The organism is Winogradskyella pelagia (assembly GCF_017581965.1).
Classification (GTDB): domain Bacteria; phylum Bacteroidota; class Bacteroidia; order Flavobacteriales; family Flavobacteriaceae; genus Winogradskyella; species Winogradskyella pelagia.
The window spans coordinates 360184-382519 of the sequence record NZ_JAGEVF010000002.1 but is presented as its reverse complement, the minus strand read 5'-3'; the positions used below and the strand labels follow the sequence as shown (position 1 = coordinate 382519).

The 22336-nt window shown below is 35.2% G+C and carries 19 protein-coding genes and 1 tRNA gene; 2 read left to right on the top strand and 18 right to left on the bottom strand.

What is annotated here, in order from left to right:
* Positions 1–41: 41 nt before the first annotated feature.
* Entirely contained in the window at positions 42–476 is a 435-nt protein-coding gene (locus tag J4050_RS04120; protein ID WP_208152760.1) for an RrF2 family transcriptional regulator, read from the bottom strand.
* Positions 477–618: 142 nt separating this feature from the next.
* Between J4050_RS04120 and J4050_RS04115 the strand changes: the two genes are divergently transcribed.
* Positions 619–1065, top strand: coding sequence for an RrF2 family transcriptional regulator (locus tag J4050_RS04115; RefSeq protein ID WP_208152680.1), 447 nt, complete (start codon positions 619–621; stop codon positions 1063–1065).
* 42 nt (positions 1066–1107) lie between these two features.
* On the opposite strand, the gene J4050_RS04110 is transcribed toward J4050_RS04115, so the two are convergent.
* From J4050_RS04110 to J4050_RS04060, 11 genes are all read right to left on the bottom strand, one after another.
* The gene (locus tag J4050_RS04110; RefSeq protein ID WP_208152679.1) at positions 1108–2427 is read right to left on the bottom strand and encodes a cbb3-type cytochrome c oxidase subunit I; all 1320 of its coding nucleotides are present in this window, start codon (positions 2425–2427) and stop codon (positions 1108–1110) included.
* Complete coding sequence (locus J4050_RS04105; protein WP_208152678.1) at positions 2420–2824, bottom strand: c-type cytochrome; 405 nt, start codon at positions 2822–2824, stop codon at positions 2420–2422. Before J4050_RS04105 ends, J4050_RS04110 begins: the two co-directional genes overlap by 8 nt.
* A gap of 56 nt (positions 2825–2880) precedes the next feature.
* Positions 2881–4743, bottom strand: coding sequence for an anaerobic ribonucleoside-triphosphate reductase (gene nrdD / locus J4050_RS04100; protein WP_208152677.1), 1863 nt, complete (start codon positions 4741–4743; stop codon positions 2881–2883).
* 6 nt (positions 4744–4749) lie between these two features.
* On the bottom strand, positions 4750–5196 hold the full coding sequence (gene nrdG / locus J4050_RS04095) for an anaerobic ribonucleoside-triphosphate reductase activating protein (RefSeq protein WP_208152676.1): 447 nt from the start codon (positions 5194–5196) through the stop codon (positions 4750–4752).
* Positions 5197–5725: 529 nt separating this feature from the next.
* Positions 5726–5798, bottom strand: a tRNA-Met gene (locus tag J4050_RS04090).
* 112 nt (positions 5799–5910) lie between these two features.
* On the bottom strand, positions 5911–6756 hold the full coding sequence (locus tag J4050_RS04085) for a leucine-rich repeat domain-containing protein (protein WP_243878541.1): 846 nt from the start codon (positions 6754–6756) through the stop codon (positions 5911–5913).
* 130 nt (positions 6757–6886) lie between these two features.
* Positions 6887–7069 carry a CPXCG motif-containing cysteine-rich protein gene (locus tag J4050_RS04080; protein ID WP_208152675.1) on the bottom strand — a complete coding sequence of 61 codons (183 nt, stop codon included), beginning with the start codon at positions 7067–7069 and terminating at the stop codon, positions 6887–6889.
* Between the two features lie 12 nt (positions 7070–7081).
* Complete coding sequence (locus tag J4050_RS04075; protein WP_208152674.1) at positions 7082–8434, bottom strand: TolC family protein; 1353 nt, start codon at positions 8432–8434, stop codon at positions 7082–7084.
* Complete coding sequence (locus J4050_RS04070; RefSeq protein WP_208152673.1) at positions 8418–11612, bottom strand: efflux RND transporter permease subunit; 3195 nt, start codon at positions 11610–11612, stop codon at positions 8418–8420. The genes J4050_RS04075 and J4050_RS04070 overlap by 17 nt, the downstream gene beginning before the upstream one ends.
* A gap of 4 nt (positions 11613–11616) precedes the next feature.
* Positions 11617–12741 carry an efflux RND transporter periplasmic adaptor subunit gene (locus J4050_RS04065; RefSeq protein ID WP_208152672.1) on the bottom strand — a complete coding sequence of 375 codons (1125 nt, stop codon included), beginning with the start codon at positions 12739–12741 and terminating at the stop codon, positions 11617–11619.
* Positions 12742–12803: 62 nt separating this feature from the next.
* Positions 12804–14717: an ABC-F family ATP-binding cassette domain-containing protein gene (locus tag J4050_RS04060; RefSeq protein WP_208152671.1), complete on the bottom strand. Its 1914-nt coding sequence runs from the start codon at positions 14715–14717 to the stop codon at positions 12804–12806.
* Positions 14718–14803: 86 nt separating this feature from the next.
* Between J4050_RS04060 and J4050_RS04055 the strand changes: the two genes are divergently transcribed.
* A complete protein-coding gene (locus J4050_RS04055; RefSeq protein ID WP_208152670.1) occupies positions 14804–15187 on the top strand; it encodes a DUF983 domain-containing protein in 384 nt (127 codons plus the stop codon).
* A gap of 7 nt (positions 15188–15194) precedes the next feature.
* Here J4050_RS04055 and J4050_RS04050 read toward each other — a convergent pair whose 3' ends face one another.
* The 6 genes from J4050_RS04050 to J4050_RS04025 all read right to left on the bottom strand — a co-directional run bounded on the left by J4050_RS04050 (position 15195) and on the right by J4050_RS04025 (position 22332).
* The gene (locus tag J4050_RS04050; protein WP_208152669.1) at positions 15195–16238 is read right to left on the bottom strand and encodes an NAD(P)/FAD-dependent oxidoreductase; all 1044 of its coding nucleotides are present in this window, start codon (positions 16236–16238) and stop codon (positions 15195–15197) included.
* A 111-nt stretch (positions 16239–16349) separates the two neighbouring features.
* Complete coding sequence (gene porN, locus J4050_RS04045) at positions 16350–17258, bottom strand: type IX secretion system ring subunit PorN/GldN (RefSeq protein WP_208152668.1); 909 nt, start codon at positions 17256–17258, stop codon at positions 16350–16352.
* A 59-nt stretch (positions 17259–17317) separates the two neighbouring features.
* Positions 17318–18889, bottom strand: a complete 1572-nt coding sequence (gene porM / locus J4050_RS04040) for a type IX secretion system motor protein PorM/GldM (protein WP_208152667.1) — start codon at positions 18887–18889, stop codon at positions 17318–17320.
* A gap of 48 nt (positions 18890–18937) precedes the next feature.
* Positions 18938–19570, bottom strand: a complete 633-nt coding sequence (gene porL / locus J4050_RS04035) for a type IX secretion system motor protein PorL/GldL (RefSeq protein WP_208152666.1) — start codon at positions 19568–19570, stop codon at positions 18938–18940.
* A gap of 83 nt (positions 19571–19653) precedes the next feature.
* Positions 19654–21000 (bottom strand): T9SS ring complex lipoprotein PorK/GldK, encoded by a 1347-nt coding sequence (porK, locus tag J4050_RS04030; protein WP_498370599.1) that lies wholly within the window; start codon positions 20998–21000, stop codon positions 19654–19656.
* A gap of 165 nt (positions 21001–21165) precedes the next feature.
* Positions 21166–22332 carry a formimidoylglutamase gene (locus J4050_RS04025; protein ID WP_208152664.1) on the bottom strand — a complete coding sequence of 389 codons (1167 nt, stop codon included), beginning with the start codon at positions 22330–22332 and terminating at the stop codon, positions 21166–21168.
* Between the last annotated feature and the right edge of the window lie 4 nt (positions 22333–22336).

The window sequence follows — 22336 nt, the reverse complement described above, 5'->3', positions numbered from 1 at the left end:
TTATTTCGGACAAATCTATCCTATTTATATTGAAATTTTTTTTAGGTTTTTAAAAATGAAACACCAGACTTAATCTCTAGCGCTAATCGTTCTAACGTTGTGTTGTCTAGCATGTCCCTCAACTCTTCTCTTACTAACTTAAATTTATCGTGTACAGGACATGGATGATTTTCGTCGCAAGTATGCAATCCTAAACCGCAACCATTGTAAATACTATCACCATCAATAGCATAAACGATTTGAGATAGTTTTGTCGTCTCAATTTTTGTTTTATCAATCTCAAAACCACCATAAGCGCCTCTTACAGAAATTATGATGTTATGTCTTACTAAGGCTTGTAGAATCTTTGCTGTAAAGGCTTGAGGTGAATCTATCTTTTCAGATATTTCTTTCGGACTCACACGCTTATTTTCCGATGAGTTCACCGCAATATATATCGCTGCTTTTATACCATACTCGCAAGCTTTCGAAAACATCTGCATTGACTTCTGTTATTACAAAGATATTAATTGTTTTTATTTCAGACTAATTTATCCTATTTAATTACTCATTTTTTTATTGATGCAAGTTAAAAGATTAAAATATCTTTTAATATCTTTAAATTAAATCTGAATTTAAATGATATCCAAAGCTTCAAAATATGCTATAAGAGCAGTGCTGTATTTAGCACAAAAAAGCGAAATTAATAATAAAATTGGGGCTAAAGCCATAGCCGAGGAAATACAAGTACCGCATCCGTTTCTTGCGAAATTATTAAGAGACTTAGCTACAAAAAATATTATAACCTCGACAAAAGGACCTACTGGTGGTTTTTATTTGTCTGAAACTAATCGGAAGGAAAATATTTGGAATATCATTGAAAATATTGATGGTAGCATTAAATTTGAGCAATGTTTTTTAGGTCTTTCTGCTTGTGACGATAAAAATCCATGTCCAGTTCATCATCTAGCAGCTAAATTTAAAACCGAAATTTTAAACCTTTTTAAACATAAATCTATTGATGATTTGGTGAAGGAAATTAAGATGGAAAGTACTCTAATTTCTTTAAAGGGATTAAATCTTTAAAGCAACAATATCAAATTAAATTTTTCAATTATTGGTAAACCTTCAGTAACTTCTAGCTAAAATTATTAGTTTTTTTAAGATAGGTATAGTTACTATGTAGATAGCGATTAATATTCCTAGACCTGAAATGAAAAGAGCTACATAAACTAAATACTGTGCATCTTGCATTTCAGAGAATGGTGATTGGTCAGAAAAATGAATCCAATAACTTCTTTTTACTCCAGCAACTAGTAGTGATATTAGGAATAATAAGAGCGTTCCGTTAAAGAGTTTTAAACCAAACTCAACCATAAAGGTCATTCGTTGAAACTTCCTATTAATATCGCCAGCTACAAAATAAATTGAAGAAAATAATATCATTGTATTAATCCCAATCGTTGTGCCCATTGAATGCGCAACTGTTATATGGGTTCCGTGTGTGTAGTAATTTATCGCAGGAATAGAAATGAAGAGTGCTAGTATTATATTAGAAAATATCCAAAAATCTGCCGTCTTCAAAAATTTAACAGCTACTTGATGTTGTGCTAGTGAGTTTTTTGATAAACCTAGTGTCCAATCATAAATAATTGATGCCAAAACAATCCATTCTGACATACTTACGCCATAGGCTACATAACGAATCCAAGGTTGAGTAGGTAATAAATAAGTATGGTGAGCCCAGCCAAACATAAGGTTAGTAAGGCCTAGAAAATAAAAGAAAAAAACTTTTTTATTTCTACCCATCTTATCCTCTTTACTAATTTTGGACATTACGTAAATGGATATTCCGTAAACTAGCATATTCCAAGAACCAGTAAAGGAACCGTACGACTTCCATTGTACAGCCATATCCTTGGTAAAGTGACTTCGAAAATCTTCAAAGAGCCAAAAGTGTGCTTCAGATAAATGATAAATCATAAAGACAATACCTGTTCCCCACATCCAATAATATACAGGCCAATTTGTAACGCTGCCCCACAATGTTTTAAATAAATTGATTCCGAACAAGACCCATCCCAAAAGGATCGGAATGACTAAAACAGGAGTGAAAGCTAAATATTCTCTACCATCCATATTTCCTATTAAGTATGAAAAATACAATGCCAGACCAGTCAATACATAAAGAATAAAATGTATTTTCAACAATCTATATGAGTAGAATTGTAACTTGTTTAGATAAAAATATATACTCCCAACTGCGCTGAGAATAACCCAAGATATTCCGTATGTAACGTGCAGTGGACGAAGCTTACTAAATGGGGCAAACTCTTTAAATAGTTCTGGATAAATATACTGTAACGATGCGCTAAGACCGAAAACCACACCTATTAATAATGAAATCAGGGCAAGAATTAAGAAATATATTGGGTATTTGCTATTCATCTTTATACTTAATCTTTACCCATCCTGTGGCTTCAATATCAGCCTCGTAATTAGGATAGAAACCTGACTGATCTATCACTTTTAGATATTCAATAATTGCTTCCTTTTCGACTTCTGTAAAATTAAAGTAAGGCATACTTTTTATGCCACTATTCAAAAATGTGTTAATATAATCTGGTCCTTTATTGGGGTGTGAATATATATTGGTTAGATCTGGTCCTAAATAACCTCCTAGTCCATAAATTTGATGGCAAGACCAGCAATTATTGCTTTGCCATAAATTTTGCCCTTTAATTGCTTTAGGGGATAAGGCAATAGACGGATAATATGATTCAGAACTATAAATCAAGCGATTGTATATTATAAAAATTACAATAAGGGATACTAATACAATCATTTTGACCTCAGTGCTTTTATTTTTAGACCAGACTAACACAATAGAACTACCAATTATTAATTTTCATAAATTTCTTTCACAGATGATTTTTCTACCTTTTGTTGAAGTAAGCTTATTCTGTGTCCATTTAAAGAAGTGTTTTTCTCTTTTGAATGATAGTGTCTCAAATGATGTTCTTTCTGCCTTCCAGAACTAAAACTTGATACCCTTTTTAAATATCCAATAACGCGTGTGGCATGGTCGACATTGGCCGAATTACACTGTTTACAATTATACTCAGTACTTTTATCAATATGAAGACAGTCGTTACAAATTGTAATCCTAATATTGAAACAAAAATAATTACATCCGGCCTTAGCAGTAGCATAGATTAGTTTTATAAATCCATCCTTGTTTGGGGACTCCTCTAAATTAAGATGTAGCGCAGAGCCACCGTCTAAATATTTTATAGTTTCATTACCGTGAAGTACTATTTTGTCCAAAGTGTTTATGGTGTCATCTTCGACTATATAGAAATACGAATTATAGCAGTCTCTGTTCACAATTAATCCATCTTCTTTATCCCATTTGGCATTTTTCACTCCAAGATTTTCAGCAGGCACAAACTCAGTATTAAACATATAACCATAATGCTTTTTGGCTGCTCTGTTTTCGTCGTATATCAACTTTAAATATTTATTTACAAAGTTTTTATAGACTTTATTATTTCCCACTTTTATACCTTTACTCTCAGCCGCTTCTGCCATTCCATTTATACCAATGGTAAGGAATTGCTTGTCCAGCGAGATAAACCCAGCATCATAAGCAGGTAGAAGACCTGCAGTATAGTATTCTTCCATGAGTAGTCTAAAGGCTGTTTGGTATTTATGAACCTTTTTTACTTCATCAATGATGTTCGCGTTATTTTGAATAAGTCTATTCATATTCAAAGTAATCACATTTATTGAGCCTGTAGCCACACCTCCTGCACCTAAGGAATAGCTAAATGTATTATCGCTTATCTCATTTCTTAATCGACAACACGAAGCGAGACTGTCTGCGTTTTCAGATTGATAGATAAAAAACGAATTTCCTTCACTAAGTTCTTGAGCACACATTTCTGTAAACTCAAAATCAACGGGTTTTCCATCATCCGTGAGCATAGCAGCGGTGACTACAGGAAAAGTAAGTACGGCTTTCGTTCGCTCTTGATTAAACCATTTCATAAAAAAAGCTTGAAGTTCTTTCACACTTTTCCATTCGGGTTTTATCATATCCGGAAAAACAAAGTCACCAAACATACTATTAAAATAGGCCTCATCGTATAGGGAAATATTCCAGAAAACAGATTGGTAACCTCTAGCGGCAGCTGGTTGATTTATCGCATATACAACGTGCTGCAAGTGATTTTCAACAAGTTTTTTATGTGTTTTTAAGTAGTCTTTACCATAATCTAATGATGCAAAATGGTCAAAGTACATTAAGAATTCAACAGTAGCCAATGCTCCTGCAAATTGTGAACTTATGGCAAAAACAAGATTTACAAATTCTCCGCAAAAGCTTTCAAGATGTTTTGGGGCTTGACTCTCTCCGCCTAACTTGGTAAGACCATCAAGAAGAAAAGGATACATACTAATTGATGCGCAATAAGGCTTTAATGATGTTTCGTCATGAACGTAAATCTCATGAGACTCTATCTGGCGAATATATTCCTTCGCCAGTTCCTCACCGAATAGAAAGCTGATTTTCTGCCTAATCAATTCTCGATTCACTTGAATATTAATATCCTTATTAATTTCGGCTTCCATAGTAGCAATATTTTTGGACGTTACATTGGCGTTGGCATCTACCTTTGAACCATCAGCAGCGTTAGCTGATTGTAAATAATGATGAATAAAGTCTATTTTCTTGTTGATTTGTTCATTAGATAATCTTATCATAGTCTGCTATTTTAGAAATAAGTGATTTAGTTGTTTATTTGTTTCGACTTCAATGAAGCGTTGGTTAGTTGTTTTACTGTCAAGACCACCTTTTTTGAAGTCCCATTTCCCAGTTTTTAGCCAAGTAAGATGTGCTTCGATTTTCGGGTCAATGGTTTCCTCCCCTGTATAAAGACAAGTTTTGTAACCTTGCTTTTGAGCATATTTCAGTTTGGCTATAAGTTCTTTTTTATGCCATTCCCCACCCATAAAAACCACACACGTAGCAAAACCAAAATATCTATAAAGTATATCTCGGTATTCTTTATTCGTCAACTTAGCTCCACTTCCTTTCTTCCAGAGAAAGGGTGAATGGCATCCCTCACACCTTAGCGGACAGCCAGAAATGGTAAAACACAGACTTATTTCTCCAGGGACTTCCTGCAGAACAACTTGAAAATCGTAGCAATACATAATATAACTATTAAAAGACCTTTTTATCTTTTATAAAGATATAAAGTATGTGAACAACAACTAAATTTCTGATGTTATGTTATTAAAAGAGTTATTAACAAGTTAAGGCCTTATTTTTTGTCGTTGATTGAGGTTGTATTTATATGGTCGTTATTGTGTAATCGATTTCTTTAGCTCATTATCAAAGATAATTTTGAAAAACATGGATCAAGGCTTAAAGAGCAAATTGAAAAGAAAAAGCAATTGCTTCTGAATCTGCCATCAAAAATGTCGAACCACAAAAAAGTAATGAAATTCTTTCTTAAAGTTGCAGAAAACCCTCGTCAATTCTACGAATCAATGGATTACCATAATAAAAGACTTTTCCAAAATATCCTATTTCCAGAAGGTTTCCGTTTTTCAATGAAAAACAAAAAATGTCGAACCAGTAAATTGAATCTATTATTCGAACTAACTAATTCATTTTTAGAACAATACGACCCTAAAAAAGAAAAGACTCAAACAGAAAAACTGTTTGAGTCTCATTTAGTAGCGGGAACTGGACTCGAACCAGTGACCTTCGGGTTATGAGCCCGACGAGCTACCTACTGCTCTATCCCGCGATGTGGACTGCAAATATACAATGCTTTTTAATTTCTACAAGGAAATATAAAAAAAATAACGCCCAAACTAAGTCTGGACGTTATTCGTCAATTTATTAAACCAAAATTAAAATTAATCGTTATCATCTGGCTCTTCGTCCAGAGTTACCAAAACACCTTCTGTGTTTGATTTATCCAAATCAAAATCTACAATGTTTGGCAATTTATCTTTTAAGTAGGCGTAATTTCCTTTGAAACCATTATTACTTAAGAGCAAAGTTTTTAGATTGCTCAATTGGGCTAACTCGTTGGGGAGACGACCATAAAATGCGTTATTAGACAATACCAACTCTTCTAATTGGGCTAATTCACCAAACGAAGACGGTACCGTACCGAGTAATTTGTTATCAAAAACGCTTAAAACCTTTAATTTTTTTAAATTAGAGATACTTCTTGGAAGTTTTCCCATAAGCTGATTACTACTTAAGATAAGTGCTTCTAACTCTACTAACTCGCCAATAGATTCTGGAATCTCTCCAGATAATTCATTGTTATATAATTCTAAAGACCTCAACTTCGCTAAGTTGCCTATAGTAATTGGTATGGCTCCAGAAATACGATTTGAAAACAATTTTAATTCTTTTAAAGAACTTATTTCTGTTAACTCAACAGGTAATTCTCCCGATAATTTATTGAATGATAAATTGAGACTTCTTAAGGCCGTTAATTGAGATAATTCTGAAGGAATATTACCCTCGAGGTTATTAAACATCAGTTCAATGGCAACTACCTTATCATCTTCAAGGGTTACTCCAAACCAAGAATTAACCGGCTCGTTTAAGTCCCAAGTATTTGTCCAAGATTGACCATTGGTAGAATTGTAAAGTGCTAGTAGTGCTTCTTTTTCGTTTTGAGAAACGCTGGCAAATGTAAATGCAGAAAGCAAGCAACATATCAAGGTTAATTTTAAAGTTTTCATAATAGCAGATTTATGTGGAGGGGCACATTTGTTTAACGAATATAGCAGCTAATCGCTAAACGAACAACTTTTTTCGATGAACTACACAAGCAAAAAGTATAACACTATGATTTCTAGAGCTTTACCAAAATCACTGTTCAATGCTTTCTGCCTGAAAATCAAGGATTTCACCTGCGTTGGTAACTACTGAAATTTGGATGGGATTGCAGCAAATCTCACAATCTTCTATATATGTTTGAGAATATTGGGAAAGGTCTACAAGCATAGAAATTTGCTCCCAACAGTACGGACATTGAAAAAAAAATTCTTCCATTATGGCGCAATATTAAAAATCTACATTTAACAATTGGCCCGTAAGTTGTAATAATTGCAGTTCTGCAAGCTTAGCATCGTACTTTGCGCCATTTAAATTGGTTTCAGCGAGTATTAAATTAATTTGTGCTTGCCTAAATTCAAGTGAAGTTATCTGGCCAATATTGTAACGCTCTTTTGAGCGATTAAAATTATTTTTATTAGTGACTACATTCTGTCTCTGAATTTCTAAAACCTCGAGTCTATTCTTATAATTTCCCAAGGCATTTGCAATATCTCTTTCTACCTCCATCTTTATTTGATCTCTTGCAATTTCCTGATTGTCTAAGGCAATTTTGGAGTTTTGAATTCTCGTAGAAGTGGCACCACCATCAAAAAGATTCCAACTAAGGTTTATACCAGCACTAAAGTTGTACGTATCTGAGACATTACCAGGAAAAAAGACCGATTGTGGATTTCTGTTTTCATTCCATCCATACGACCCAATTAAACCAACTGTAGGAAGATAGCCAGACTTACTTACTTTTACATCGTATTCACTTAGTTGAATATTGCTTTGGTTTTGGAGTAATGTTACATTGTTTTGAGGGGCACTTTTAATGTATTGATCTAAAATCAATTCTGGAATAAAAGCAACCGTAGTATCCACCTGAAAGTCTTGTTGCAATTGGTTTGCCAATAATACTTTTAAGTCGCGTTTGGTGTTAATTAGTTGTTGTTTTATATTAATAAGATTAATACTGTCATTAGCCACATCTACTTGAGCGTTTAGAACATCTAATTTAGAATTCTGTCCATATTCAAACTGATAATCTGCTCGTGTTAAACGCTCTCTAGAAATGCGTAGTGTCTCCTTAAGTATATCGGTATTTTGGGATAATCTAGCGATTTCGTAATACACCGTAAAAAGCTGAATAATGGTGTTTTCTATGGTTTCTCTAGCTTGCAGTTCTGTAAGGTTGTACTCTTCCTTAAGTCGCTTATAATTATAAAATCTACCCATCCCATCAAATAGCGTATAACCGAGACTTAAAGCTGCATTGTAGCGCTGGGTTTCTGCACCTGCAATCTCAATATCTGGTCGTTGACTTCCAGTATCTGGATCAATTACTCCCGGAAAACTAGTTACTGTCGTTTGCTTATTGTAATCAGCACCTGCTGAAGTTGAAAGCGATGGTAAATAACCAGAGTTTAGAATTCCTTTATTATTTTTAGCTATCTCAACATTATTTGAAGCTACAAGAATCCCAAAATTATTTTCTAAAACTAATTTAATCGCCTCAGATTTATCCAAGAGGTCCTGAGCACTAATACTAACAGTTGCAAAGACAAAAATGTACAACCAAAAACTATTGTTCCAATTCATGTTTTTCTTTTACTGCACGTTCTACTTCTTCTTTTGTTATGGATTTACCAGTAACTAACCACTTTACCCCAACTTTAATATTATTACTGATGGAAAGTAATAACGGCAGAGCTAATAGTGTTAGGATTGTTGCATAGGCAATACCAAAGGTTATAGAAATAGCCATTGGTTTTAAAAACTGAGCTTGCCTACTTTTTTCTAAAAGTAAGGGTGCCAACCCGGCAATCGTCGTAAGAGATGTTAAGAAAATTGCTCTAAAACGCGATTTTCCAGCCTCTATTAACGCCTCATCAAAACTAAACCCATCCTTTAAGTTAGAGTTAAACTTACCAATAAGGACTAGTCCATCATTTACCATAATGCCAATTAGCGCTATAATACCTAGTAAAGACAGGATATTTAAAGGGAACCCAAGTAAAAGATGACCCCAAGCTACAGCCGTTAAACTAAATGGAATTAGTAATAGTAATAAAAATGGCTGGCTATAACTTCTAAACGTAAATGCAATTGTGGCGTATATTAGTAACAGAATAACCAAGCCAGCAGATCTTAAAGAACTACTCAGTTTCTGTTGCTCTCTATTTTGACCTTCGAATGATGCGGTAATCGTTGGATACTTTGACTGTAACTCTGGTATTATATTCACTCTCAAATCCGCCATAACTTCGGTATTACTAGCATTGGCCTCTTTCATATCTGCAGATATCTGAATTTCGCGTTGCCCTTCGAGATGGTTAATTAGTACATCTCCACGCTCTATACTGTATTCTGCAATGTCCCTTAAATTCACACGTTCTCCATTTGGTGTTAGGATTCGCATTTGGTCTAAATCATTTATGGATGCTCTATTACTGCGATCATAACGCACCCAAACACGAATTTCATCCTGCCCTCTCTGAAAGCGCTGTGCTTGTACTCCAAAGAAACCGGCTCTCACTTGATTCATAACCGTCCTCAAATCTAAACCAAGTAAATATGCACTTTGCTTTAATTTTAGCCTAATCTCTTTTATCCCAGCTGGATCATTATCTTCAACATCCTTTAAAACAGGATTTGATGACATGATTTCCTTAAGTTCTTGCTTCGCTGCTTTGAGCTCAGCAATATTGTTACTCAGCAAAGAAACGGAAATAGGACTACCACCAAAATTACTACCAGAACCAAAAGTTAAACGTTCTACACCAACTACAGGACCTACCAATTCCCTCAACCTATTTGCTACTAGGATGGATGTTATTTCATCTGAGCGTTCTTCTCCAGGAAGCATATTAATTCTCAGAGAGGCACTGGAAGAACTTGTAATTGTTCTAATTACATTTTCTACGAGTTGTTTACCCGTTTCTGAGGGATAAGCTTCTGAAAATTCTGTATTGATTATATCAACTTTATCCTCAATCATGGAAATAATAGAGTCGGTAATACGCTCATTGGTTCCATTAGGCATATCCAAAGTTACGGCAACCTGGTCACTAGCTATTCTGGGAAATAAGGTTACACTAACTATTCCGCCACCAATGGCACCCATTGTAAAAATTAATAAAGCGATAAAAATACTCAAAGCTAATAGTTTGTATTCTAAGACAAATCTTAAGGAGGGTGCGTAAATTTTATCTCGACTAAAGCTCATAATGCGGTCCCCTACTCTGTTAACAACTCGCATTTTTGCAAAAAAGCGTTTAATGCCTTGGGGTTCAGGTTCACCTTTTTTTGCTCTTAAAGCCTTAGAATGGGCTAAATGTGCAGGTAAAATGATAAGAGCCTCTATTAAGGAAACTGTTAAAGTGAGTATAACAATCACTGAAACTTCACCAAAAAATTCTCCAATTCTACTATCTAAAAAGAGAAAGGTAGAAAAGGCCAGTAAAGTGGTAATAATTGCAGAAACAACTGGCGGAATAACTTCCAATGTTCCGTCAATTGCAGCATCTATAGGCTTTTTTCCACGTTCGTAATGCTGATATATATTCTCAGCGATAACGATACCATCATCTACTAAAATCCCAATAACTATAATCATCCCAAAAAGTGAGAGCACGTTAATGGTAACATCAAATTGTCCTGCAAACATAAACATCCCCAAAAAAGATATAGGCAACCCAAATGCTACCCAAAAAGCGAGCCTGGTGTTTAGAAATAAGGATAAAAAAATTAAAACTAAGATTATTCCGGCCAATGCATTTTCAAAAAGCAATTTTGTACGTTGTTCTAAGGTAATAGACAAATCCCGTACAACGTCTAAACGTACGTTGGTATACTTTTGGTTAAAGTCCTCGATGTAATCCTTTACTTTTTGGGCAGAACTTACCAAATCCTCATTATTGGTGCTGGTCACGGTAATATCAACCGATAATTCTCTATTAAAATAGGTCGCATTCGGTGTCTCTGAAAACCTATCTCTAATTATCGCCACATCTTTAAGCCTTACCGTTCTTCCACTTGGAGTTGCTTTTACAACGATATTGGAAAGCTCATCGCCAAAATAGGAGCGATTGTTGGCCCTAATTAAATAGTCTTCCTTTTCGGTTTTAATATTTCCTCCTGTTACAAGAATATTAGACTGCCCTACGGCTAGCGCAACATCTGTAAAAGAAATATCATAGGCTAAAAGATTGTTTTCATTTACAGCAATCTCAATCTCTTCAGCAGGAAAACCAGAAACCTCCACTTGAGAAATACCAGGTATTGTTCGTAAATCGTTTTCGATTTGCCGACCTATCTGTTTAAGCGTCCCTAAAGGAATGTCTTTACCACTAACGGCGAAACTAATTGTTTGTCTCACCTCCTCTCGTTTAGCAACGACTAGTGGTTCCATATCTGCCGGGTAACTCGGTACACGGTCAACCGCATTCTTAACCTCGAGGAGCATAAAATCAATATTCTCACCCTTTTCAATCTCTACGGTAATGGTGCCTCCATTTTCATTAGACACCGAGGTTACTCTATCAACACCTCGTAACCCTTTTAAATTATCCTCTATTTTGAGAACAACTCCTTCTTCTATTTCTTGTGGAGATGCTCCTGGATAAGCAATATTAATGGTAATGAATTTAGACTCAACTAGAGGGAAAAAGCTTGATCTTAATGCACTAAATCCAAGAATTCCGAATATAAAGAAAGCTGCTATTACAACATTTACAGCGACATGGTACCGTATAAAAAACGCAATAATTTTTCGCATCTTATTATTGTGTTTTTGAATCTAAATAAGGCTTAACCAACATACCTGAGTAAGCTCCAGGAACTGGTTTTTTTAGAATAACCGTTCCGTCTTTTACATCCTTTAGAACTACTTTTTTATCCGAGAAAAAGACAGGTTTTACGTCTATGGATTCTAAAATGCTGTCTCTTACTGCAAAAATGGTGTTGCGGTCTGATAATAACGTTCGGTCAATTTCAATGGCATTCTCTTCACCTCTTGCACTCAAATCTGCCTTAAAATACATACCCTCTTTTATGTCAGGATGCTTAACATCTATGAAGGCAGTAATAGTTTGTGTGGTTAAATCTATGCTGGCATTAACCCTAGACACTATCCCATTATATGTGGTTGCCCCATTTAAGGTAGTAAGTACCACTTTTTCACCTTCTTTGATAAAAGGCGCATATGATTTTGTAATAGCAATTTCAATTTCATATTCTGAAGTGTCTATAAATTCGCCAAGCTTTTGACCGTTTCTTATCAATGTACCCTCTGTCACTAAGGCCTCAGTTAAAACTCCCGAAAAAGGCGCGTTGATATAGTATTTTGTCAGACGTTGCTCTAGATTTTTTACATTGTAATAACTTGATACAATGCCTCGCCCTGTGATAAAGTAATTCTCCTTATCTGATGTTATTGCTGGTAGTTTTGGTGTTGTAGCATCTAAATCAAAATCTATTAAATACGCCTTCCACTTTGGAAATATCTCTGGAAAATCTAGTCGTAAGTCGGGCATAATTGCGGCAATATCATTATATAAATTACTTTTAGCCGATTGAACCGTCGCGTAATGCTCAGAAGCATCAACTAATAGAAGGCGCTCTCCTTTTCTATAGCTTTGGCCTGCTTTGAATAATTTACCCGTTGGCTTAAAAACACCCTGTACTTCAGAAAAAAGTTCAACTCTGCGCTTCGCAACAGTGTTTCCATTTGCTGAGATAATTATAGGAATTGTAGAATTTTTGACTGTATCTACAAAAACAGTTTTAAGGACTTTAGGCAGAACAGATTTAGGTTTGTTTTTGTTCTTAATTAGCGTATTGGAGATGGTAATAGCACCTATAACCAAGACTAAACCTAGGACAGATAAGATAACTTTTCTTAACATAATGTGTGCTTAACAAGTGCGCAAAGTTACCTATATCCCTAAGGTTAGCCGTTAAAATAATCTTAATTGTTAAGGCTTTCTAACTGTTCTTGAAATCTCTCCCAGTCTTCCATCAATGACTCCAAGTCTTTTTTCTTTGCTTGGTATTTGTCAAAAAATTCTGGATTGGAAGCGGTCTTATCATAGTCAGTTTCTAACCTATGATCATCTGCCTTAATATCTTTTTCTAGCTGGTTTATTCTAGATTCGAGATTACTTATTTTATTTCTAATGGATTTGGCTTTCTTTTGATTTTCATAAGCCTCTTTATTGCTTATTTTGGTTTCAGTATCAACAATTACTGTACGTTTTTCTGCCTCGCGCAGATTTTCAAGGTTTCTAGATTCTAAATAGTAATCTATGTCTCCCAAATATGGCTTGATTTTTTGATCCTTAAATTCATATACGACATCTGTAAGTCCTTGTAGGAACTCACGGTCGTGAGAAACTAAAATTAAGGTGCCTTGAAACTTCTTAAGGGCTTCTTTTAATACAGATTTAGACATTATATCCAAATGATTCGTTGGCTCATCCATAATCAGCACATTAAATGGCTGAAGCATTAATTTGGCTAATGCTAATCGATTACGCTCTCCTCCAGAAAGCACTTTAACATACTTATCCACTTCTTCACCTCTAAACAAAAAAGAACCTAAAATGTCCCTCACCTTACTGCGATTAGATTCGTTGGCCGCATCAATCATTGTATCTAAAACCGTTTTATTGCCTTCTAAATACTCAGCTTGATTTTGTGCGAAGTAACCTATCTGCACATTGTGGCCTAAATTGCAATTTCCATTGTAAGGTATTTCGCCGACTATTATTTTAGCCAAAGTAGATTTTCCCTGACCGTTCTGACCTACAAAGGCGGTTTTAGCATCTCTAGCAATACTTAAATCAATATGCTGAAGTACTTCTAAATTACCATAATTTTTAGATACATCATTGAGTTCTACTACGACTTTCCCTGGAGTTACGGAGACTGGAAAATTAAGTGTCATTACACTTTGATCTTCTTGGTCTACTTCAATCCTTTCGATGCGGTCCAATTTTTTAATGAGAGACTGCGCCATGCTCGCTTTGGAAGCCTTGGCTCTAAATTTTTCAATGAGCTTCTCTGTTTGCTCTATCTGTTTTTCTTGATTCTTTTGTGCGGCCAATTGCTGGATGCGTATCTCATGACGTAATTCTAAAAATTGGGTATACGGTTTATTATAGTCATAAATTCGCCCTAGTGAAATTTCTATTGTCCTGTTAGTCACATTGTCTAAGAACATTTTATCGTGCGATACAATTACAACAGCGCCAGAGTAGGCTTTTAGAAAATTTTCTAGCCAAATTATAGATTCTATATCTAGATGATTTGTAGGCTCATCTAATAAAAGTAAATCATTATTCTCTAGTAATAGTTTGGCCAATTCTATTCGCATACGCCAGCCGCCAGAAAAGGTATCTGTGAGTTTATTAAAATCGTCTCTTTTAAAACCGAGGCCTTGCAGTACCTTTTCTGTCTCTCCTTGGTAATTATATCCTCCTAAAATTTCATATTGATGCTGAATCTCGTTTAAATCAATCATGAGTTGGTTATAAGCATCACTCTCATAATCTGTACGCTGACCAAGCTGCTCATTGATTTTGGCTAATTTAGATTCACATTCTTTGATCTGCTTAAAGGCTTTGTAAGACTCTTCTAAAACAGTTTTACCATACTCGAAATCAATATCCTGTTTAAGGAACCCTATTTTAATATCTTTTTCCTTTGCAATTTGCCCAGAATCATAATCTTGCTCTCCAGCCAGTATTTTAAGTAAGGTAGATTTACCAGCACCATTTTTACCTATTAAACCTATGCGATCTCCAGCACCTAATTTAAAAGTGATCTCTTGAAAAAGATAGTCGCCTTGAAATGCAACAGATAGGTTATGGACATTTAGCATTATTGTGACTTTTGTTACGAAACAAACATTAGAAAAAAGGTATCTTTGTTTCTTTGTTCAAACACCGCAAAAGTAAGTCAATATCTATGATTAAGAAAGGAATGAAATTATATAGTATTCTTTTTGGGGCTTGTCCAAAGTGCCACCAAGAATCCATGTACATTACAAAGAATCCATATGTATTGGCTGATACTTTAAAGATAAATGATAAATGTTCGCATTGTGATACACGCTACCGAATGGAGCCCTCTTTTTTTTATGGATCTATGTACGTGAGTTATGCTGTAGGCATAGCGTTTGCAGTTGCTGCGTTTATTATTTCTTATGTGCTAATCGAAACATCGCTTATAACGGCTTTTATTGCCATAATAATCACTTTAGTTGGCTTTATGCCGATTATTATGAGACTATCTCGGAACATCTGGATTAACCTTTTTATGTCCTACGATAAGTCTTTGGTTAAGGACTAGATTTGGGCTAGAGAAACCTATTAATGTTAATCTCTTCATCTAGAGATTCACCAAACTCTATATGATTGATCAATTGTTCTGCTACATAAGGTCCAATTAGCACACCTCGTGTTCCCAAACCATTAAGCATATACATATTATGAAATTTAGGATGTCTTCCTACTAAGGGTCTTCGATCTTTTACTGTAGGCCGTATTCCTGCCACATGGTTCACAACTTCTACATCTGACGTAATAAATGATTTGAGTTTTGTTAGCAATTCTTGTTTTGCTTCATTAGTTGGCAGGTTAGAGGTGTCGCTCCAATTATAAGTTGACCCAACTGTATATAAGTCATTACCTAGTGGAATAATAAAAACAGAAGATTTTACAGCATAATCAATTTTTAATTGCGGTATTCTAACTGTAAGAACTTCTCCTTTAGTCCCATTTAAAGGGATATCATTGAAAAATGGGTTTTGCTTTACACCAAAACCTTCTGCAAAAACAATATACTTTGAAACAAGATCACCATAAACAAATTGGTCCTCTAAAATTTGAAGGTTTTGATAATCAAAACGTTCTGAAACAAGCCATTGCTCTTTGATTAAAAAGGCCTTATAACGCCTAATTAATTCTTCCGTATCTAATCGTCCGGCCTGTAAGACCTCACCGAAACCAAAAGGTGCATCTATTAGTGGATTTGTGTTCTTGACAATATTTAGGCCCATAAAATCTTCTAAAGTCGATTTGTCTGAAGCAGTAAACCAAAGATTTTGTTCTTCAACCGAGGAAAAACGCCTTAAAATACGCAAGCGATAATCAATCTTTATACTCAGGTCTTTCTCAATATTCGCATATAGTGGTAACGCAATTTTCAACTGCTCCTTTACCTTCCAAACCGGAGTAAATCGTTTAAGAATAACAGGATTATATAAACCCGCAGCAGCAAGTGATGATTGCTGGGAGCTATTATCAAATACCATAAAAGATTGGCTATTTGCCCTCAACTTTTCGGCAAATGAAATTCCAGCTAAACCACAACCTACTATAATATAATCAACCTGTCTCATCTATAATACAATCAACTATTTAAAACTTAAGTATTCTAGAAACTAATAATATCTAATTTAGAAATAAAAAACGCCCACTAAAAGTGGGCGCTCATTTTATTGATGTGAAGATTAATAACTCCACATATCTTGTTCAAAGTCTCTTATTTTATCTTTAATACGCTCTGATTCCATCAATTGCATTAATGCATTTTCTGCTACGTACTCCTTTACCTCTCTATCACCGTAAACATTTTCTTCCTTGTAAATAAGACCACTAAAACGACGGCTATTTAATAAATGATCGAAGGAAATAGGCACTGCACTGTTACTGTCGTTAAAAGCTTTAGCCTCGTGAAGAATATCCCTTATCTCAGGGAAAAACACCCAGAACATTGGAATTGGTTCACTGTTAGCATCACCTTCCTCATCAATAAAGTTAACATCTGGAGCAGCAGGAGCTATTCCTAAAATACGATACTTTAACTCTCCTTGTCGCTTATCAAAATACCAAAGACCTTTTATTAAATACGAATTAATGTCAGCAGGGCCAATATCTCTTCTTATAATAAATTCTTCAGGTACTTCGTCTTCACCTACGGCATTTTCGTTCATATAGTCAATACCAGCATCTGTAATCTTAGTCATCGTAAGAGAAGCTTCCAAATCCTTTAAAGTACGTTCTTCTGTAAAATAAGAATCGGCATATACTTTAGGAATCATACCACTTTCCAAATTTTCCATTAGAACTTGATAAAGGGACTTTCTATTCTCACCTAAATTTTCTTCTACCGGAAAATAAAGCGGGAAATTTACACGCTCATCTAAAACGACTTTTTCCCAAATCATTTTAGAGTACAATATATCTCTATCTCCAACATACCCATACTCTAGGGGCTTATCGTTATCAAGAGCTAGTTGCGCTTCAGTTTTCATACCAATTTCTTCTGGTATCTTTGCATTGAGGACATTAGCTTGAGCAAACATAAAGTTTGTTGCCACAACGGCTAATCCTGTATATATAAAGCTTCTCATTTTCATTGTTCTCTTTAATTTGGGTTTGTTCGTTTAGAATGTAATCTTTCTAGATAAATTGTCTCTTAGTTGGTCACCTCAACAATAACAGGAGAAACATTCTTTAATTTATAAGATGTATTTCCTTTAATTCTTGCTTTGATATCAAAAATGGTAATGTTATCACCACGACGAGCTCTTTTAATTGAAGCTTGTGCCTGACTATTCATTTTTGTTCCAGCAACATTTACTGTAGGTTGCCCAGGGACTTTTATTTTAAATGATGTGACTTCAATTGGTAAATCAAAAACAAAGTCGTCTAATTTTGCAGCAACAGTACCAATTTCAACATTGCGCTTCGGTAATTTAACAACTCCTGTTTGTCCAGCAATTACACCAGTTGGCGCAGGAATATCTTTTATTCTAAAAGTTTTGCTATCTGAAGCCTTAGAACCATCATCTAGTGTTGCAGTGACGTTAATAGTTACTTCTTTACCAGATCCTGCATTCATAACGTATTTCCCCTGGCCTGATACTTTACTAAGTCCAACACCAGAAGCAGATACTTTATTATCTGGTACACCAGCAAAAGAAATGGTCATTGGGTTGGCAACACCACGATAAACAACGTTCATCTTATCTGCAGAAATTGTTGCAGAATTTGGTCTAGGCACCACTACATAATTTCCAACAATCGGAATTTCAAGTGGTTTACCATCTTCAAGGAATGTAAAACTACCTTGAATTTTTTGCTCACCAACATTTCCTACATTGAAATCTAATCTTGCAGCACCAGTTGAGTCAACAGCCTCACCTACATTGATTTCCTGTCCTTGGACCGTTAACTTTGTAGGAGTTACGTTAGCATACTTTCCTAGAACTACTTTACCTTGAAATTTTTCTCCAGCAAAAAACGCAGATTTATCAGCTAATACTATAGCTTGATACTTTTTTAAAGATACAGCCTCATCTAAAGTATTCCCTAAAAATAGGTTAAACAAGTTGGTCTCTGTTACTTTCACATCATTTTGCATAGCTGTAAGCTTAGTAAAGGATGCAATAGCCGGGAAACCTTGGAAATTATACTTTAACCAATCGATTTTTTTGCCATCGTTGTTTTCTACTTTTTCTAGACTGAAACGGCTCTCAAAGCGTTCAATTGCTTTTTTGTATTTAACGTCAGACCCAAGAATACTTTTTATTTCATTTTTATATTCTTCAATCTTAGCAATAACCTCATCCCCTTTTTTGGTATTGCGATCTCCTGTGAACCACATTTCATCTAGGATGTCTGTTTTATCCATTTCTTCAAAAGGTAATTTACCTTTTTCGTCAACTTTATAATTGCCTTCTCTAAGCAGGTCTTGCTTAAGTGATTGGATATATTTATAAAATTTATCAGATGCAAGACTCACTTGGGCCGCTTTATTAGAGGGCACTGCAAACTCTGCAGGTTTCTCTTCTGCCTTTCTCTCCAAGTCTGCGAGTAATGCGCTGTTTTTATCTTCTGCTACCGTATTTGATTCAGCGAATTTCGCATCCATCAATCCAAATGCCGATAGTACTTCCTTGGACATGTTCATTGCCATCATAGCAATAAATACCAAGTACATTAAGTTAATCATTTTCTGCCTTGCAGATAATTTTCCTCCTGCCATTGTAATTAGTTTTTAAGTTTGATTAAAAGAATTAATTATAAAAACTAATTAGTTTTTGTTCATAGCAGATAACATTCCACCATAAACTCCATTCAAGGAGGATAAATTAGATGCTAATGATACCATCTGCTCCTTTAGCTTAGTTGCATTTTCAACTGCTTCCTCATTAATAGCTGCTTGACGATTGGCACTTTCCATTTGTACCTTGTATAAGCTATTTAATGACTCCATTTGAGCCGCAGCTAAAGAAAGTTCTTCACTATACTTCTTCTGTGCAGATAAGGAATCTACAGTTGGTGAAATATTTTTAGCGGCACCTTCGAAATTTTTAATACTACTTCCAAGACTAGCCATTAACTCACCATCTATTTTTGCTTCTTTTAATAGATTATCTAATTTCTTAGAAAGAAGTCCCTCTGCATCTTTTGGTTCTTCTTTTTTCTTTTTGCCAGCTGTTACGCCTCCTGCTAGTTCAGGATATACAAGAGACCAATCTAAATCTGACTGTTGCTTTTCAAACGCTGAATATGTAAATACCAGTGCTTCTACAATCATACCAATTGTTAAGATTTCCGAACCGTAAGGCCAGTGTTGAATCTTAAATAAAGCTCCAACAATTACGATTGCCGCTCCTAATCCGTAAATCATGTTAGTGATTGTAATTTTGCCTTTCTGTGCCATAGTTTTGTTTAGTTTAAGTTTAAGTTAATGGTATAACTTAAGTAGGTTAATAAAATTTGGGTTATTTGTTAAGTTGTATTATTCTAATTTGTGGCTGCGTTTTGCGTTACTTCTGTTCCCATATAATCTTGAACAGTCCTAAATCCAATATAGCTTCTCGCAGAATCTGCATACTCGTAATCACGTGAGCTTACTTGTAAGAAATAAGCAACGTCTTTCCAAGATCCACCGCGAACAACCTTACGCGAATTTTCTGCATCGTTTACGTTTGGATTAATTGTAGAGGCATACTCATAAGAGCCTGGATCGTATGATCCATTTACCCATTCCGAGACATTCCCTGCCATATTATAAAGGTTAAAGTCATTTGGGTCATATGCATCTGCTTCCACGGTGTATAATGCTTGATCCGCAGCATAATCCCCTCTTAAAGGTTTAAAGTTTGCCATAAAGCATCCTCTATCATTCTTAGTGTATGGTCCACCCCATGGGTAGCTGGCACCTTGCAAACCACCACGTGCTGCATACTCCCATTCAGCTTCAGAAGGCAAACGATAAGCATTTACAGCTTGTCTTCCTCTGCCCTTTTGATAACCATTATGGTATAAGGTTCTCCATTGACAAAAAGCCTGAGCTTGTTTCCATGACACACCTACTACTGGATAATCTCCATAGGCATCGTGCCAAAAGTAGTCGTTATGCATTGGCTCATTGTAGGAATACGCAAAGTCTCTAATCCAAGATGTTGTGTCTGGGTATACTTCTACTTCTTCTCTTATTATGACATCGCTGCGCTTGAGGCTTCTATCCTTAGCTGCTTTTTGTATATCCATGTAAGTATACTGGAATTTAAATTGCTTAACATCCCAAGTACGTTGACCGTTATACGACTCTTCTAAAGGCAAATACATACCATCCATAACTTCTGCATATAACTCGTCTGGATAATCATCCGTATCAAATATTAAATCGATATCTCGATTTATTTTGCGTTGTTCATTTCCATAAGTATTGAGCATATAACTTTCGTATGCATTCATATCATCTGGATTAGAATCTACATAAGCAAACTCACCTATATCTCCATTACCTGGGGTCTTACCTTCTAAATCAGCCATCTCAGCTAACTTTAATCTCAATGTAGAATCTCTAACCCATTCTACGAATTGGCGATACTCACTATTGGTGATTTCAGTCTCATCCATATAAAAGGCTCTAACAGTGGCCGTTTTAGTCGGAGCATCATTTACACCAGCGATATCATCATCGGATTTACCCATGATAAACGCTCCACCAGGTACTAAGGTCATTCCATAAGGTTTCTCTGGATGCCATTTCTTACCCTTAACACCTACTAATTGTCCTCGATCCCCAGAATTACAACTGGCAACCAAAACTAATACAGTGGTTAGTAAAATAAACTTCTTAATATTCATAGTAACACGAGGTTAAATTAGTCGTCCTTAATTTTAAGGTGGTAAACATATTTATATATTTCCGAAAAAACAACTTTTTTCCGAATTTTTTCGCATTTCATCCCTAAAAATTGCATTTCATCGATTAAAAAATCGTTAAATATCGACCAAAAGTACAATTTATAAGCTGTTCTTCCTGTAGGCTTTATACCACCTTTCTGGTATTTCACCCTTAGAAGCTTGCACATAGTCGGAATGCATGCATGGTAATAACGTGTGCTTTTTTAATTTATTATTAACGTCTGGCAAAAAAGGAATTTCAATCCACCAGCGACCTGTCCTAAGGCTCTTGTAGAAGATCAATTCGTCACCATCTACTAGGACATTATATTTTTGGTAAAGGTTTTCGTTTGTAAAATCGTCGTCTTTAACCCTACAGTTTATACCCTCTATGAAATACCACATAATTTGGGCTACTAACATTGATGTGGCACTGTCATTTTTAGAGTTATGATATTCATATATCCCAAATGAAGATACCTTATTACTTATCCCAGCATAGCGACTTATAGCACAGATTTCTTTTCCGGAAAACCCATTTGGAGAATACTTTTGACTATTACTAACCGCCGAAGCTTCAATAGACTTTAGGTCTAGTGAGACTAAATGAGCATCTCTCATCAATGGTTCTACCATATTAATATCAGTTGATATCTCACCTAGCCGATATGCTTCAAAATAAAGCTTCTCTACAAGATCGATTTCCTCCTGGGAATTAAAGTAAGTCTGATAGCCTAAAGTGGTATAGTTAAAAAGATTGTAAGGTTCTTCAACTATTATTTTCCCAACATAACTGTTATTCTTAATTGGCAAGTTGGCATCCCCTAGATCAAAATTTGAATCGATATTTACAATATTTACCATTGGTACTAAATCATCGTAAGCCCGATAATTTGCATAGGTCAAATCCTGACTGCCTCCGATTATTATAGGAATTATTCCCTTTTCTATTAAAACGCTAATTACCGTTTTAATCGCAAAATACGAGTCCTCTACCGTTTCACCCGGGTTAATATCTCCTAGGTCTGCTATAGTTGTGTGCCAATTACCAGGGAATAAAGTGTAAAAGGTCTTTCTAATAGAATCGAAATTAAGGTCTTCACCCATATAATTAACATCGTTTCTATTTTCCTTTACTCCGATGATTGCAATTTTGACATCATCTAAATCTGGCAATCCTAATTGTTGGGAGTGAATTTTAACTTTTTTTCCTAGCCCTTGTTGTGCAACTAGTTCGTTATGAGCCAATACTGCATCTGAAACAGGCGTTAAAAAATTAAAATTCATACTT